The sequence below is a fragment of the Stenomitos rutilans genome (assembly GCF_059505485.1).
Map to the genome: position 1 here is coordinate 13,621 of NZ_JCACKR010000085.1, position 14,767 is coordinate 28,387.

Sequence of the window (14,767 nt, forward strand, 5' to 3'; positions counted from 1 at the left end):
AAGAATATAATAATCAGCCTTGCTTCCTGCTAGCGGGGTTGGTAGCGAACGCTGAAGTAAAATCCTTTATCTTGAGCATTATTACCTCGATCGCTCAGATTCACCAATGGAATACCATAGTCCACCCGTAGGCTAAGACCCGGAAGACCTAATGCTTCATTCCATAACAGCCCTAGTCCTGCCCCTGCTAGAAAAGTTTGCTCCGATTGCTGATTGGGATTATCTGCTTGATTCCAAACCGTTCCCAACTCAAAAAATGGTGCAAGTTGAATTGTGGGCACTCCCGAATCATCTCGCTGTATAGCAATCCGATCTTCAATGAGAAACCGAAGCCCATTGTCTCCCGATCTTGCATTCTGCCGAAACCCTCGCACCGATTGCCCACCACCAATAACAAACTGCTGAGAGGGTAGCAAACTGTTTGGTGTCAGTTGTACATCCGCTTGAATCAACAACAGCTGAGCACTGCCAAGCCGCTGCACTCGCTGCACTTGCCCCAACCAGCTAAAGAAATACCCGTCAGGAATGGGTGACTCATTCGTCGTGGCATCAAATAAGCCTGTACCAAAATTAAACTGCGATCGAAAAGACCAAATGCCCTGAGTATCTCGTAGCGTGAGATCCTGACCAAATCGAATCACACTGGTTCGACTGACCCCATCATCATCGGGACCGATGCCAAAGGGATTAGGCAATCGATCGAACAGAAAGGTTTGCCCATTCTGATACGTGAAACCAAGGGATACAGCAAATTCTTTGGCGATCGAGCGTACTAAAGGTTGGCGAAAATTGATTTCATACAGCTCCTGCTTTCCCCGAATGCCTAGCTCATTAAACGGCGGCTGAGTCACGTTACTGCGATTAGGTGCAGCTCTAAGTTGTAAGGTTCCGTTCATGCGGTTTAAAGGAACTTGATAAGCAAAATCAAAGTTATCAACACCATCAGTCGTTGAGTGATAGTAAGAGCTTGAAATCTCATCTCCAATCCCAGTTAAATTGCGGTAACGTAACTCAATGCCCAATCGTTCAGAACCTACACTAGGCGGAGAGTAATTATCAATGCTAAAGCCGCTGCTAAAAGGAGGCGCTTCGACTACCCGAATTGTAAGCTTACTTTGACCAGATACTCCTGATGCCCGTAAACTAGCCTCGATATTTGTTAATAACGAATCGGCTCGAAGTAATTTTAATTGATCTTCTAATTGAGTCGTATTGAGTGGACTTGTCGTCCCTAACTGAATCCGATCACAAATGTAGGATGGTCTTAACCGCCTGAGTCCCTCAACCTGAATCTCCGCTAACCTGCCTTCTATAATCTGAATCTTGAGGCTCCTGCGAGAAGGACTTTTTGGCATGTCTTCTAACGGTTGAGCGAACGCTAACGAAGTAATGTAGCCTCGCTTCAGATAAAGCTGAGTAACTGCGTTTTCCACCTCTTTGCTGAACTGCTTCAAAGTAAAAGTCTGTGCCGCCTGCGACTGCGAAATTAGCTGTATCGCTTGCCTAAATTCAGCCTTGCTAAAAACAGTATTGCCCTGAATCGTGACTAGAGCGACAGAAACCACATTGGGAGGAAGCTCCACATCAAGCGGTCCAGTTTCTACCGGGTCTACTGGGGTAGGGCATTGTTTTCCCTCATTAACGGTCTTTTGCTCAGATGCTTGTGCGACAAGACTCCTTTTTTGTGGAGTCCCCCATACCTCATCAAGCTTAAGTTGGGCTTGGGCTATTCTCAATGTGAGTAAAGAGCAGGCGACAAACCCCTGAGTTAACCAAGCCACATGATCTAGTCTCATAAATGATCTCAATTAAGAACCGCTAAGGCGGTGTCAAAGCAAATTGCATCGTTTCAGCTAGACTATGAGCTAATGTAACATTGACTATTCATTTAGACGAAGAAATATACGTTAATCTTGCAGATTTTCTATACGCTCGACCTCAGTAAGCGTCTATCCAAAAGATTAGAGGGGGCGATCGCTTCCCTGAATTATTACCTACCGCAACTTCCCAAAGGCTTGCAGAGTCTTTGGGCTTGTTTGTCAGCAACTTTGGCATAATTCTGATATTCCCTTGCCTTCTGCTGTCCCCGTTCAGCAGACGCACCAGAGCGGATGGAGTTCATGCGATGGCTAGCCTCTTGCCACTTCGAGGCAACGGATTGCCAAGCTTGCTTGGTTTTGTCTCCTTGTTGCTCAAGCTTGATTTGGTCGAGATTAGCTTGGTTTGCTAACTCTAGGGCTGCTAAATATTGCCGAGCCGATTGCCACTCTAAATTGGCTCGACGCTGCTGGGCAATCATATCCTTTAGTACCTTGATCTCTGTAGCATCATCGCCTGCAATATATTGTTGCCGCACCTGTTGCACCAGAATTGTCCAGTGACCGTTAGCTTTTTTCCAGGCAGCAACTCCTGCTTTCACTTGGTCGTATCTTTTTGCTGCCTGCGTCTGGTGAGTGGCTTGCTCAGTTGAGTGAATTGCAGCACGCATCCCATTCATCATCTGCCAAGTGATTTCAGGGAGTAAAGACATTGACGTGTCAGGAAAAAGCTCTGTACTCAGTTGGGTTGATACCTCAGACAGTTGGAGATAGCCAGTGTGTAGCGTGGCGGCTATGGGAGCAGGAAGATACTGATCGAGGCGTAGAGGTAAACTACTCGCACCGATCGACAAGGCTGCTCCCACCCCAAGCAAGCCTCGCAGTAGCCACCAATGGCGCGATCTCGGATAGTGGCGAACCTGTTTCCGCAGGCTAGCTGGTTGACCGAGATTTGGGTTGAGCAAGCCAGCCAAGGCGGGATCGATTTCTTCCAGGCGCAAGTCGAGCATCCGTTGCAGGCGCAGCAGCGTGCGGCGAGTGTCGCTGGTGACGGGTTCCTTTCCAGCCAGAATCGGTTCCACGATTTGCCAAAACAGTCGCAATTTTTGCTGCCGCTCACGGTGCGCTTGCAGCACCTCTCGTTCAATTGCGGTTGCCTGCTCAATTGTTAACTTGAGAGTGCGGCTCAAGGCACAGAGGACTCTGCGATCGCGATAGCGGAGTGTGCCGATGAGCGAGAGTTTTCCTTTCTGGCAAAAGCGCTGCACTTCTTCACAGTAGATTTGTTCGGGGTCTTTTTTGAGTGCTTCCGCAATGATAATGTTAAAGCCTTCACCAATGGAATAAATCTTAGGGTGCATGGCGTTCTCTGTTGCAGCTAGCACTTCCCGTTTGGCATAGTTGTGCAGTTCCACGGCTGAAATCTGCCCATTGCAATCTGCGTCTCCCACACCCGTTTCAATGCCTTCAACGATGTACTGCGTATAGACCGACAACTCGCCGTCTTGTTTACCCGCAAGTGAGTACTGGGTTCCTGTAGAAGAAGTTAGAACGGCTCTTCCTTCTCCGCTCAACTGATTTTTTACATCTACTTTTACATCCAGAATCTCATCACCTTTCATGAGCAGACCATCCGCGATCGCGCCGCTGTAGCAACAATCTAAGATCAGGATCTGCTGGCAGCCAGCATCGCTCATGCGCTCCTGAACAAACCGGGCAGACACCATACTGGTTTTAACAAAGTTATTCCCTGTTAATTTCCGCGTGGTGCGGGTGGAAAAGTAGAGCTTGTCTTTTTCATCCAAAATGCCGTGCCCAGAAAAGAATAGTACGACTAAATCCTCTCGAGTACGCCCTGAAAACAAGATTTCAATCTCTTCTTCCATCGTTTTTGGATCAGGGTTGAGCAGTGACTTCACCTGGTTGAAGTTGCCCATTTCTGGATGTTCTAGCACTCGCCGCATTGCTTCCACGTCTCTGATGGCACTAGGCAAAGGGGGCAAACCTGATTCGTATTCACTAACTCCGATCACCAGGGCAAGTTTCTGCATGGCGGGCTTCCTGTATGAATGACATTGCTGGAGAGATAAAGACTATCCAGAAGCCCAACCGTTTAAATAGTTGGGCTTCTGAAGTGGGTTTATGCTAGTGACAGGTCTTTCTGAGTCGATACTTGAGTGGTAGCTTGAATGGCTTCTTGGGCAACAATGAAGTCTTGAGCAGCTTTCAAGGCGATCGCAAATTCTTCCCGACTACTGGCAGTAATTTTGAGTTTGCGCCCGCTGCTTTCGATCTCTAGTGCAATCGGTTTGTCGCCCCAGCGATCGCCCATAAACGCTAGCACCTTGAAGGCATTTCCAGCCGTCGCCTCGGCGCTTAGTAGACCAATCAATGTGCCCGCAATCGCTTTATGACCTGGAGCTGGCTTTGGATCAGCAACTCGATGGACAGCACTGACCTCATCCATTGTGTTTAACTGTTGCAGTAAGCGGCGCGTAGCATCGTTGCGTTCTTCGTCAGTCATGGTGCAGTCGGTCAGATGAATGGTCAGGCAAACAGAATTCGCATTCATGTTGAGTCTCCAAAAGTAATTATCTTTGACGCTTATTCTTTAATTGGTAAATTAATCAAGCTTTATTCACACATAAAAAATGCGATCGCCTAATCAAGAGGATGGAACAGGACGACCGCGTGGCTAGAAATTAAAACACGATCGCCCATCCAAAAGAGATTGGGTGAACGATCGTGTTTTAGATAGCTGAGCAGAAAGATGAATTGCCTGAGTAGAGAAAGTGCTAGAGGCAATTCGGTAACACATTAGAACTCATCAATTCGCATTGATAAGAGCTTGCACATAGTCTGAAGGAAATGTAGTAGAATCCCGCTGTGGTACTCTCAAACCAGCGTCACGAGCAACACTCATCACAAAATTGATGCAGTTAGTGCTGAACAAGTCGTAGTTTGTTGTACGCCATTCAGAAATAGCTCTTTGCGTGCGGTCATACACAGCTTTGTCTACTTGTACGATGAGCCTATCCGTGATCTTATTCATTTTCCCAGAAAACGCTTCATTCCGAATTTGTCCTGGAACTTGACCAAAAGCCCCTGTTCCTTGTGAGGGGTAGAATCCAAATGCTTTATAAGTAGATGTACCTCTGCCGCTATCTTGAATTCCCCAGACAACAAACGCATGACCTGTTGATGAACCACCACGAGCACAGAAAACCAAGTAGTACTTGTTGTTCGTATAGTCAGAGTATGTTCTTTGATCAACAGATTTGTCCGCAGCGAAAACTGGAAGAACTGGCTGCGCTAGAACTGAAGTTATGAGAGCCGTCAAACCTGCTAGAAGCAAGTTGCGAGATTTGATGAAACGAAACGAAAATTGTGCCTTCATGGGTTTCTCCTTAAGTGAGTTGATAGCTTACTTTGAAGCTCTCTATCAATTAGTTGGTAGGATATTTTTGGTTTATTCATCCTTTAAACAATTCGGCACTCGCATTATTTTCTGGCAGCCATGGTTACTCATTTAAACACTTTATGAGCAAAAACCTGACAAATCATAAAATAGTGAACTTGCTAAGAACCAATAGGGATATTCGCTTTTCCGTCCTGTCTAATCTTCAGCGCTAAGTCTAAACAAATCTAAAGCATCTTCCCGTTTAACTTCTATTTGTGATCGGAAATTATTTTGTAACAGTATATATTTGCTTTGGAAAAAGTCAAAAATGCGAAGGCTTCAATCTAAAAAGATTGAAGCCTATAGTAGTTAGATTTTGTGATCGCTTTCGCCTAAAAATTTGCCATTTACAGTCCCGTCATTGCCTCGATCGCAATATCCGCTATTCTGACTAATCCAGTAACAGTGTTAGGCATCAGCAACAGAATCATCAGTAGGAATAACCCGATCGTGTCATCTAACTGTTTAAATTCTGGGAAAAATTCGCAAAGAACACGAAATCCATCCAGTGGTGGCGCTGGCAAAAGGTTAAATAGGAACAGTACGAAATTGATTTGGGCTGCCAGGAGGAAGAAATTTACGCTCCATAGGTGGGCAAAGGATGTTGTTACAATCAGGTTGATCGCGATAATGCAGAGAAGTCCCAATGCCAGGTTAGAGAATGGACCTGCGACAGAGACCAGTATATTACCCGTACGAGGAGAGCGAAACTTCGCAGGGTTTACAGGCATCTGTCCTACAGCGATTCCGGCAACACAAAGGAAGATGATTGATTCCAAACCCATATGAACCAATGGATTGGGCGTGAGGTGTCCTGTTCTTTGTGGTGTGTCGTCTCCCTGGGCAACGGCTGCCCAACCATGAGCCAATTCATGCACACTGACTGAAACAATGACGATCGCAACGTATCTGAAAAAAAAGATGGGATTAGTGAAAAGTTCTGCAAGAAACATTGGTTTGACTCCTGATATGGGAACGATTTACAGCGTCAAGTGGCATTTATACGAGCTAGAACAACGTTGAAGATGGGTTTCCAAAGAATTCCTGTCAACGCATAGGGAGCGTATTGTAGAATTAGTGGGTTTGCTTTCCAAAATCGCTGTATCTTAAGCAAATTCAGCACTACGGGTGTTACGCAGGCAAGTGCATAGGCAGTAATTAATGTTTCAGGCAATGGCGGTTTGTTACCAGGAAGCGGACTGAAGTATATCCCTACAAAAATGCAGCCAATCATAACAACTTGTTCTAGCAAGTGCAGGTTTTGACGCAGTAACAAGTAAACACTCTCTGGAAATCCTTGCTCTGGTTTGTGGCGAACTCCTAACAAAATCGCCCAAGTCCACGGACCAACCATCCCATCAGGCTTTAACCCATAGGTTCTTTGAAAGGAGCGCACGGACCTTTCGGTATCTCTGCCATATTGCCCATTAAGATCGCGAATTGAGAAGCCCTCCTTTCTAAGTAAGACATGAAGTTCCTCAATTGCCTTTCGTTTCTCTGAAGTTATCTTCTTCTCATGTGGAGAAAGCTGTGGATGGTATAGGCAAGCCCATGTGAGGGGACCAACAATCCCATCCTCATGTAGGTCATTATCGTGTTGGAAATCCTTAACTGCCTTTTCAACTCTAGTATCAAAGCTGCTGCTTAGTTCTGTAAGATAGTTTTTCGCCTTCAATTGAATCTGCAACTCTTTAAGTGAGTCATCAATTAGTTTCTGCGTGACATTACTGTGTAGAATTGGGAGCGATGTAAATAGACACATTGGAGTAGCCGTTTGGCTAACAAGCTGTGGCTGGTGGGAGTAAAGTTTGTTGAGTAGCGATCGCAGAAGTTTTCTCATGGGGCTTTATCATCCTGCTTCAAAGTGAATATCGGACTACTTTTCTAGACAACAGAGGGGTCTCAGCATCTCAATCATTCATCCCTCTGTTTACTCATTGGTCTGAGAAGGTTAGTTTATTCACTGGCAAAACAAAGACCTGATAAGCTTGACGAATTGGCGATGATAAAACAGATGGTTGCTCAACTCAAGCGCTTTGCCGCAGATAATTCAAACAAAGCCGAAGGTGCGGTCTATATACTTACGACAGACAGCGAAACGACCTTGGGGCGTGATTTAAGCTGCCGTATTATGGTTGACTCTCCTTCTGTTTCTCGGCTCCATGCATCGATTCGGACGATTGAACCGGGTGCAGAGAGGCAATGGGAACTCTGCGATCGCAACTCGGCAAATGGCACCTATGTCAATGGAATACGGTTGCAAGGCTGTCAAGTTTTACAGTCAGGCGATCGTATCATGCTCGGCAAAGATGGACCCGAATTCTTGTTTGAGTCTCAGGAACGTTCTCAGTTCGACCAAACTCTTCAAAAACCAGACACTTCCATTGAACCAATCCCGTTCCTAAGCCAGACCTTGTCCCCACCACCAGCCTCGGCAAGTGTTCCAACGTCACCACCTCGTCTGATTACGACAAGCACCTCTAGTGGTTCAGCAACTGCTGCCACTGTACCTGCACAAAGGAGTCTGTGGAGTTTAGCGAACGATAGTACAATTTATGCGCTTGAAGGGCATTCAGAAGACGTTCGTGCAGTTGCATTTAGTGCTGATGGAAATCTGCTTGCCAGTGCAAGTGCGGACAAAACCATCAAACTTTGGAATCTCGATGAAGGCGAAGAAGTTTTGACGATCACGGGGCATAAACAAGCCGTTAACGCGATCGCCTTTAGCCTTGATCGCCAACTTCTTGCCAGTGCGGGTGCGGACAAAGTGATTAAGTTTTGGGATGTTAATACAGGTGGGGAAGTCCGCATACTCACTGGTCACAACATGGGTGTTAATGCTCTGGCATTTAGCCCCGATGAGAGCCTGCTTGCTAGCGGCAGTGCCGATAAAACCATCAAGCTTTGGGATTTGGTAACAACTGAGGTGACTCAAACGCTGACCGGGCACAAGATGGCAGTCACTGCTCTGGCGTTTAGCGCGGATAGCCAAGTGCTAGCCAGCGGGAGTGCCGATCGAACCATCAAGCTGTGGCACCTTGATACTGGAGAGGAAACTTCAACAATATCAGTCTTTCGCTCTCCTGCAAACGCCTTGATGTTTAGCCCAGATGGAATACTGCTGGCGATCGCTCTTGATGACAAAACTGTTCGGCTCTGGAACCTGCAAACGAATCAGGAAATTCGAGTGATTCCGGGTCAACCCTGGCAGTTAGGGAGCATCGCCTTTAGCTTTGATGGTCAGAGGCTTGCTGGTGGCTGTGAGCATAACACAGTTAGAGTTTGGCAGGTGTAACTAGCCCTTGACTTGAGCCACTTTGTTGCTGGTAGAAACATCGCGCCTCAGTCTTTGGAGTTCAGCCTGATCCTTCTCTAAAGCAACCTGTTGAGCCTTTCTACGCGACTCAATCTGAGCTTTTGCCTGGGTCTGATTTTTTTCGAGTTCGCTCAAGTGAGCTATGCCCTGCTCATTGACAATTTCAAGTGTCTCCCGAAATCGCTTCTCCTCACCCTCTAAAGCCTCTCGCAAGTCCATCTCCAACTGTTCAGTCAGATTCTTTGTGAGTGATTGATAATAACTGACTGTCTCTTTCTGAAGCTTCTCAGTTTCTTCTTCCAGTTTTACTTCCCTGTCATGTTTGTATGAGACGTAACTTAGGATGGCAACTGTTGGTAACAGCGCAATCAGTAGAGATTTTTTGATTTCTTTGACTACCTGAGCTGGATTAGTAGCCTGACCAGAATTGCTGTTTTGATTGGGGTTTATTTTGCTACCAAGAACTTCGTCTGGAACTATCTGCACAACCAGCATCAAGGTTGCAAGCGATGATATAACCTGACCTTTGATATTCTTAAACAGATAACCGAATAGGCTGGGCTGCTTGAATCGAGATTCGCAAGCTAGTTCTACTACTGGAGTACTTAAGACAGGTTGATCATCAACGGTGGAAGCATCTTTTAACCAGATACTTGCTAGATCAAAATTTGGAATAAAGCCTAGCGTTGCATAACTGCGCTGATACAGTCCTTGCAGTCCATCTCCATTGTGATGTTTGCAGACTTTGTGCCATTCGGAATGGAACCATCTCTGAAGTTCAGATCTACAGAGTCTTGTAGCAACTGTATGCACATCTTCAGAATCATCAATTTGCAACTGAATTTGACGGTAGCCAGAGCGATCGCTCACCACTTGAGGCTGCAAATCCTTAGAAAACTGCTGAATTTTATGAGTCAGGCTACCTTTGATCAAACCGTTAAGCAATGCTGTTTTGGATTGGCTAATGTCATCCTTTGCTTGCTTAAAGAATTGATCTTTATCCTCTTTAAGTTTTGCCAGTGTTTTCCTCAATTGTTCTCTCAGGACTGCGGGTTTAAGCTCTAGCAGCTTTTCTTCCTCCTGCTGCAATTGTTGAGTCAGCTCTGTTGCTTGATTGCTCAGCACCGCTTCAATTGCAGCTATCTGCATCAGCAACTGAGTGGTAACTCGCTGAAGCAGCATCTCCTCTGCCTTGTCGTTTGCTAGAGTTTCTAGAATCTGATAGAACTGCTCGAATTTAGGTTGAGCATGGGGCATCCACACAGTTGCTCCTGGGATGGGAGCAATCGGTTGCAATAATAGGGGAACTAACTCGATTTGAGCGCGATAAGGCTGACTGTTAAGCCAGTGCTCCAGATTAGTTAAGTTTTTCCTGGCTACTACAGGAGAGGTCACAGCAGGAGTAGCATCAATCACGAACACTTTAGTAAGCGAGGTTTGAACCGCCTGCGCAACGAAGCGCTGATCACCTTCTGCAAACGGTTGGCTCAAGTCTACAATTAAACACACGACGTTGCAATTCAAGAGCTTACGGGCTTCAGCGATCGCAGTAGCTGCCTGATCAGAAACATCAACATTTAGAGTAACACTGCCAATTGCGTTCTTGGAAGACCCAAGGCAAAGGCGATCATCCACTTTTAGCTGCTGCCAGCCTTCCAATGCTTGCTCACTACCATTAAGATACGTTCCATTTTTGCTACTGCGATCGCGAATTTGCCACTTGCCATCTTCTGAGTACCAAAATTCTGCATGACAACCGCTGACAAGGCTAAGGCTATCTGGCAAGAGAATCTGCGCGGCATTAGGATTGCGTCCAATCACTTGCTTCTGAGCAGGCGATACTGCATAGCAGAGCGGTTGTCCGGTTAAACCACTGGAGCGAAGTATCAGCGTGGGCGGCGGTAGTGGAGCATCCAAAGCTGGCAGATCAGGTAAAATATCGGCTCTCACCTGGTACTTTTCGATGAGTATTGTTTTGGCCAGTAAAGATTGCAGTCTTTCTGCCTGTGATCGCTCATGGCTGACAATTTGAACCATCAGCATCCCCGTGCTAAGTGAAGTCTCAAGCTGTTGTAGCGCCTTGCTGATGCCATTGAAAGCCATGCTAGAGGCATGAGCTACCACAAATTGTTTTACGTCCTGAATACCCTTGGCTAATTTGTCAGTTTTGGCAGACATGGCTGGTTACCTGGATAAGATTGTCAGAATATTTGTGAGCGATTAACAGGGTTGAAAGCACTGGCAGTAGACCTGGCATTAGAGCTGGAGAATATCTAGAACCTCTTCAAAAACGCCGATCGCTGCTTCTAGACCCATGTTGGTGGTTTCAACCCCTTGCATTAAGGCATCTTGGGTGGTCATGACCGTTTCAGTCGTAGTTTCAATCACACTGCCGAACTGTTCCATGAGTTGGGATAACTCGTTCACACTATTCAATAACTCACCAATGCCTTCTCGCTGAAACTCACCGACTTGTTCAATAGCAGCCTGCGTCGATTGCTCGGCTGACTCGCCCAACTCTTGCAATTTATCGGTGAGTTGAGTCAGCAATTCCTCAACTTGACCTGCAAACTCCTCAACGTTTGCTGCAAGCTGGGGCAAACAATCCGTAACCTGAGCCGTCATTGCCGTCAGCCGATCGTCGATTTCAGTCTGATGAGTTTCTAGCTCGTTGCTAAATTCATTGAGCAGGTACTCCTCAGCCTGCGAAACGGTTTCTTCCAGCTCAGGCTCAAGTTCGCCCAGCTTTTCTTTTAGCGCTGTGAAAGCTTCCTCAGCCGTCTGAAAAACGTCCTCCAGTGCATCGGGCACAGCTTCAACCTTGCTGCTGAGTTGACCGATCGCTGTTTTGGTTTGTTCAAGCTCCTGATCCAATTCACCTTTGGCAGTTTCAAGTTTGCTTTTGAGTTGAGTTACAGCTTCAGTGCCTTGCTGCACTCCATCAGCTAGTTCTTCTTTGGCAGTGCCAACTTTTTCTAACAAAGCCTGTGCCCGTTCAGTCAAGCTTGCCCAGTTGGTATCAAGTTGCTCACTGATGGTGGTTAGCTGTTCGCGTGATTCGTCCATAGTCGAATGCACCTGTTCTGTCTGTTCTAACAGTTCAGTCAATTTCGTCACGGTATCGTTTGCGATCGTGTTGAAATCAGCCATGCTTCAATCCTCCTTTTGTTTACTATTGATTAACTAACCCCAAGGAATAAACTTGGTCACAACCGATTTGACAGCCTCGATCGCATCCTCGACCGGACTGATAAAACCATCAAGTTGATCAAACAATGGGTCGAGTAACTCCCGTCCCGAGGCGGTTTCTTCCTTAGCTCCAGTCACCTGTTCAGACATTGCGCCAATCACTTCAGTGATCTGTTGAACCGCACCCTCTCCAAGGTCTTTGACTTCACCATCCACCTGCTGTTGAGTTTCATCGAGCAAGCTGGTTACTTCGGTCTGAAGCGTGTTTTCCACAATCTCAGTTAGTTTGCTTGTCAAACCGTCCTGCAACTCTGTAAACTGCTCCTGCATTGCTTGGATTTGTTCTAACAACGACTGCTCCACTTCTCCAACTGACTCTGTTAAGGTTTGCACCTTCTCGCCAGTCGTCGTTTCAGTCGTTTGTAGCGTTTCCTGCAACTGTTCAATCCCTTGATTGACGTTTTCTTGAGCAGAGCTTAGTTGCTCTTGAGCGGTTTGCAGCTTCTCCTGCACCTGAGACAATCCTTCGCTGGTAGCTTCATGTGCCGTTTCCACAGCTGCTTTGCTTTCGTCGATCGCGTCCTTCAGAGTGGTGAGATGCTCCTGAGCCGCTTGAATTTCTGTCGTTAATTCTGTTTGCGCTTGCTCAAAAACGTCCTTAAAGGCTTCCGCGTCAGTTTCTAATTCAGTGATCGCCCCCTCTGCTTCACTTTGCCAGGCAGAAGTTTCTTGTTTCAGTTCTCCGATTGCAGTGGTAATTTGTTCAAGCAGAGACTCTAGCTCGGTTTGCTTTTCCTGTAAGTGAGTTTCCAGTTCATCAACAGCCGTTTGAATTTCGGTTGCTCCCTCAACCAGTTGGTTTAGTTTTTCTGGTGTTTGAGCGGCAACCTGAGCCAATACTGCACTTGCATCATCCATTGTTCTAACCTCCTATATGATCAAATTTTGGACAGTACGACCTGAGCAGGATTAGCAAATCCTGGTGAATACAACAATCAATGTGTCCTAGCACTGCACTTAATTTGAATTACACAAATGGCAATGCTTGGAATGCTTCCAGAGCGACCTTCGCAATTGCAATCTCTGGCAGGATGGGAGTCAGCGCTCCAGTGATGGTTGAGCCAACCGACATCATTGCCAGTGATTCACCGACTTCAGTAACGATTGATTGAACAACATCATCCATCGCGTCCTGAAATACGGTTTGAAGACTATCGCTTAGTGAGTCCTCGAAATGTTCAGTCACAGTACTGAAGACTTCAGAAGCTTGTTCCTGCAATTGGCTACCCAACTCACCCGCTTGAGTTTTGTAAGTTTCGTAGGCTGTCGTCAACTCCGTCTCAAACTGACTGAAGTGATTTTCAACTTCAGTCACCTGAGTTTGGCTAATCTGTTCACCAAACTCGCTCATCACTGTTTCGATCGCCGATCGATGAGTCTCCCCAACCGCCGTCGCGACCTGCTCAAAGTCTCCTTCAACAGTAGATTGCAATGCCGTTAAGTCTTCCTGGATCTGTGAAATTGCTTCCGCGACTTCCGTCCAAGTTTGTTCTGTAGTTTCCTTTGCCTGAGTCAGCTCAGACCCAGTTTCCTCCAGTACCGCCTTGATCTCAGTAAGAGCGGCTTTGACTTCTGTTAGATCGCCATCGATTTCTGTTTGCTGGTTGTTCACTTCTGTTTCCAGAGTCGTTTGAGCTGACTCGATCGTCTGATTCATTTCATCGAGCTTTTCCCCGATCTCCGAAACTGCCTGTTGCCATTCATTTAGCGTTGAACTAACGTCTTCTTGCTGAGTCTGGAGTTCCTCCTCACTCGCTTGCAAAGCCTCGCCGAACTGGGACAGAGCAGTGTTGACGGCTTCAGGCACTTGGCTGAGGGTTTCGTCACCCGCTTCCAACTCTTCGCAAACGGCGGTGAGTTGGTCATAGGCTTGGTCTAGAGCATTCAAAAGTTGAGTTAAATTCTCAGCCGATTGGTCAAGGGATTGACTAATTTCTTGTGCGATCGCCATGATTAAAAGCCTCCTTTGCTACTGTGTTGTGAGCACTGTGTTGTAAGCGAAATTAACCCAGGACACTCTTCGCCTGTTCCAAAATATCCAGCACGGGTTTGACCACTTCCAGTACGTCATTGATGCTGTTGACCACATCGCCGAGTTGTCCGTTCAACAAGTCATTGGCTGACTCACCCACATCACCCAGGCTTGCGATCGCTCCCTGCAATGTTTCGATGGACTCAGAAAGTTGGCTCTGAACTTCTTCAGCGAACGTCTGAGTAATTTCGCCCTCAACCTCATCGGCAGTGGAATCGAGCGTGTTTTCTAGTGCTTCTTTGTTTTCAGTGCTGCTCTGAGTTAGAGTCTCAAATGCCTGGGCAATGTCCTCTAGCCTTTCCTGAAGCTCTGTCTCCAGCGTTTCAAACTGTTCCATCAATTCGGTCTTGCGCTCCACAAAAGCAGCCTGAGCAGTATTAGCTGTTTCGTGAACGGCTTCAACATTGCCTTTGATCGTTTCAGCCTGCTCACTCGCTGCCGTCTCTACTTCCTGAACATGTTGAGCCAACTCGCCGAACTCAGTCTTAACGGCTTCCGCCTCAGATTCTAGTTCTGTCAGTGTCGATTCAACGTGATCTCTAAACTCTGCTAACTGGCTTTTGACCTCATTCGTCAGTGTCTCTACCTGCTCATCTAGTTCGGTCACTTTTTGCTGCCAGCTATCCAACGTTTCTTTTGCGGTTTGCAGGTCATTTTCTAGCGTCTGCTCTGCCGTCTCTAGAGCAGCATTGAATGCTTCAACTTTGGCTTGTGCCTCTTGACCTGTAGAGGCTAGGGTTGAGTTCAGGCTGGCAATTAGTTGCTCAATGTTGCTAACGCAATTAACGGCGCGATCGGCTTCGGTAGACAATGCTTGCACTCTGGCTTCGTTCTGTTCAACAAGTTGATCTACAGTGCTGAGATTAGACATGACTAAACATCCTCCTGGTTAT

12 protein-coding genes are annotated in these 14,767 nt (G+C 46.6%); 1 reads left to right on the top strand and 11 read right to left on the bottom strand.

The genetic code is table 11. The annotated features are described in order from the left end of the window. Positions 1-29: 29 nt before the first annotated feature. The 6 genes from AC5JLP_RS15230 to AC5JLP_RS15255 all read right to left on the bottom strand — a co-directional run bounded on the left by AC5JLP_RS15230 (position 30) and on the right by AC5JLP_RS15255 (position 7,117). Complete coding sequence (locus AC5JLP_RS15230) at positions 30-1,796, bottom strand: ShlB/FhaC/HecB family hemolysin secretion/activation protein (protein ID WP_496068773.1); 1,767 nt, start codon at positions 1,794-1,796, stop codon at positions 30-32. Between the two features lie 194 nt (positions 1,797-1,990). After that, positions 1,991-3,868, bottom strand: a complete 1,878-nt coding sequence (locus tag AC5JLP_RS15235) for a caspase family protein (RefSeq protein WP_496068774.1) — start codon at positions 3,866-3,868, stop codon at positions 1,991-1,993. An 89-nt stretch (positions 3,869-3,957) separates the two neighbouring features. Beyond that, complete coding sequence (locus tag AC5JLP_RS15240; RefSeq protein WP_496068775.1) at positions 3,958-4,389, bottom strand: hypothetical protein; 432 nt, start codon at positions 4,387-4,389, stop codon at positions 3,958-3,960. Positions 4,390-4,644: 255 nt separating this feature from the next. Beyond that, complete coding sequence (locus tag AC5JLP_RS15245) at positions 4,645-5,214, bottom strand: hypothetical protein (RefSeq protein WP_496068776.1); 570 nt, start codon at positions 5,212-5,214, stop codon at positions 4,645-4,647. Positions 5,215-5,624: 410 nt separating this feature from the next. Then, a complete protein-coding gene (locus AC5JLP_RS15250) occupies positions 5,625-6,230 on the bottom strand; it encodes a site-2 protease family protein (RefSeq protein WP_496068777.1) in 606 nt (201 codons plus the stop codon). A 35-nt stretch (positions 6,231-6,265) separates the two neighbouring features. Next, positions 6,266-7,117 (bottom strand): peptidoglycan-binding domain-containing protein, encoded by an 852-nt coding sequence (locus tag AC5JLP_RS15255; protein ID WP_496068778.1) that lies wholly within the window; start codon positions 7,115-7,117, stop codon positions 6,266-6,268. Positions 7,118-7,279: 162 nt separating this feature from the next. On the opposite strand from AC5JLP_RS15255, the gene AC5JLP_RS15260 reads away from it, so the two are divergent. Beyond that, positions 7,280-8,572 carry a WD40 domain-containing protein gene (locus AC5JLP_RS15260; protein ID WP_496068779.1) on the top strand — a complete coding sequence of 431 codons (1,293 nt, stop codon included), beginning with the start codon at positions 7,280-7,282 and terminating at the stop codon, positions 8,570-8,572. Here the strand turns inward: AC5JLP_RS15260 and AC5JLP_RS15265 are convergent, their stop codons facing one another. The 5 genes from AC5JLP_RS15265 to AC5JLP_RS15285 all read right to left on the bottom strand — a co-directional run bounded on the left by AC5JLP_RS15265 (position 8,573) and on the right by AC5JLP_RS15285 (position 14,745). Then, complete coding sequence (locus AC5JLP_RS15265; RefSeq protein WP_496068780.1) at positions 8,573-10,771, bottom strand: FHA domain-containing protein; 2,199 nt, start codon at positions 10,769-10,771, stop codon at positions 8,573-8,575. 78 nt (positions 10,772-10,849) lie between these two features. Then, entirely contained in the window at positions 10,850-11,743 is an 894-nt protein-coding gene (locus AC5JLP_RS15270) for a hypothetical protein (protein ID WP_496068781.1), read from the bottom strand. Between the two features lie 33 nt (positions 11,744-11,776). After that, the gene (locus AC5JLP_RS15275) at positions 11,777-12,700 is read right to left on the bottom strand and encodes a hypothetical protein (protein ID WP_496068782.1); all 924 of its coding nucleotides are present in this window, start codon (positions 12,698-12,700) and stop codon (positions 11,777-11,779) included. Positions 12,701-12,809: 109 nt separating this feature from the next. Then, positions 12,810-13,793, bottom strand: coding sequence for a hypothetical protein (locus AC5JLP_RS15280; RefSeq protein ID WP_496068783.1), 984 nt, complete (start codon positions 13,791-13,793; stop codon positions 12,810-12,812). Positions 13,794-13,845: 52 nt separating this feature from the next. Beyond that, the gene (locus AC5JLP_RS15285; protein ID WP_496068784.1) at positions 13,846-14,745 is read right to left on the bottom strand and encodes a hypothetical protein; all 900 of its coding nucleotides are present in this window, start codon (positions 14,743-14,745) and stop codon (positions 13,846-13,848) included. Between the last annotated feature and the right edge of the window lie 22 nt (positions 14,746-14,767).

Bases quoted from the DNA above. Each gene is read 5' to 3' on its own strand.
- AC5JLP_RS15280 (WP_496068783.1), bottom strand. From the start codon at position 13,793: ATGGCGATCGCACAAGAAATTAGTCAATCCCTTGACCAATCGGCTGAG.
- AC5JLP_RS15275 (WP_496068782.1), bottom strand. From the start codon at position 12,700: ATGGATGATGCAAGTGCAGTATTGGCTCAGGTTGCCGCTCAAACACCA.
- AC5JLP_RS15230 (WP_496068773.1), bottom strand. From the start codon at position 1,796: ATGAGACTAGATCATGTGGCTTGGTTAACTCAGGGGTTTGTCGCCTGC.
- AC5JLP_RS15270 (WP_496068781.1), bottom strand. From the start codon at position 11,743: ATGGCTGATTTCAACACGATCGCAAACGATACCGTGACGAAATTGACT.
- AC5JLP_RS15260 (WP_496068779.1), top strand. From the start codon at position 7,280: ATGATAAAACAGATGGTTGCTCAACTCAAGCGCTTTGCCGCAGATAAT.
- AC5JLP_RS15235 (WP_496068774.1), bottom strand. From the start codon at position 3,868: ATGCAGAAACTTGCCCTGGTGATCGGAGTTAGTGAATACGAATCAGGT.
- AC5JLP_RS15265 (WP_496068780.1), bottom strand. From the start codon at position 10,771: ATGTCTGCCAAAACTGACAAATTAGCCAAGGGTATTCAGGACGTAAAA.
- AC5JLP_RS15285 (WP_496068784.1), bottom strand. From the start codon at position 14,745: ATGTCTAATCTCAGCACTGTAGATCAACTTGTTGAACAGAACGAAGCC.
- AC5JLP_RS15250 (WP_496068777.1), bottom strand. From the start codon at position 6,230: ATGTTTCTTGCAGAACTTTTCACTAATCCCATCTTTTTTTTCAGATAC.
- AC5JLP_RS15245 (WP_496068776.1), bottom strand. From the start codon at position 5,214: ATGAAGGCACAATTTTCGTTTCGTTTCATCAAATCTCGCAACTTGCTT.
- AC5JLP_RS15255 (WP_496068778.1), bottom strand. From the start codon at position 7,117: ATGAGAAAACTTCTGCGATCGCTACTCAACAAACTTTACTCCCACCAG.
- AC5JLP_RS15240 (WP_496068775.1), bottom strand. From the start codon at position 4,389: ATGAATGCGAATTCTGTTTGCCTGACCATTCATCTGACCGACTGCACC.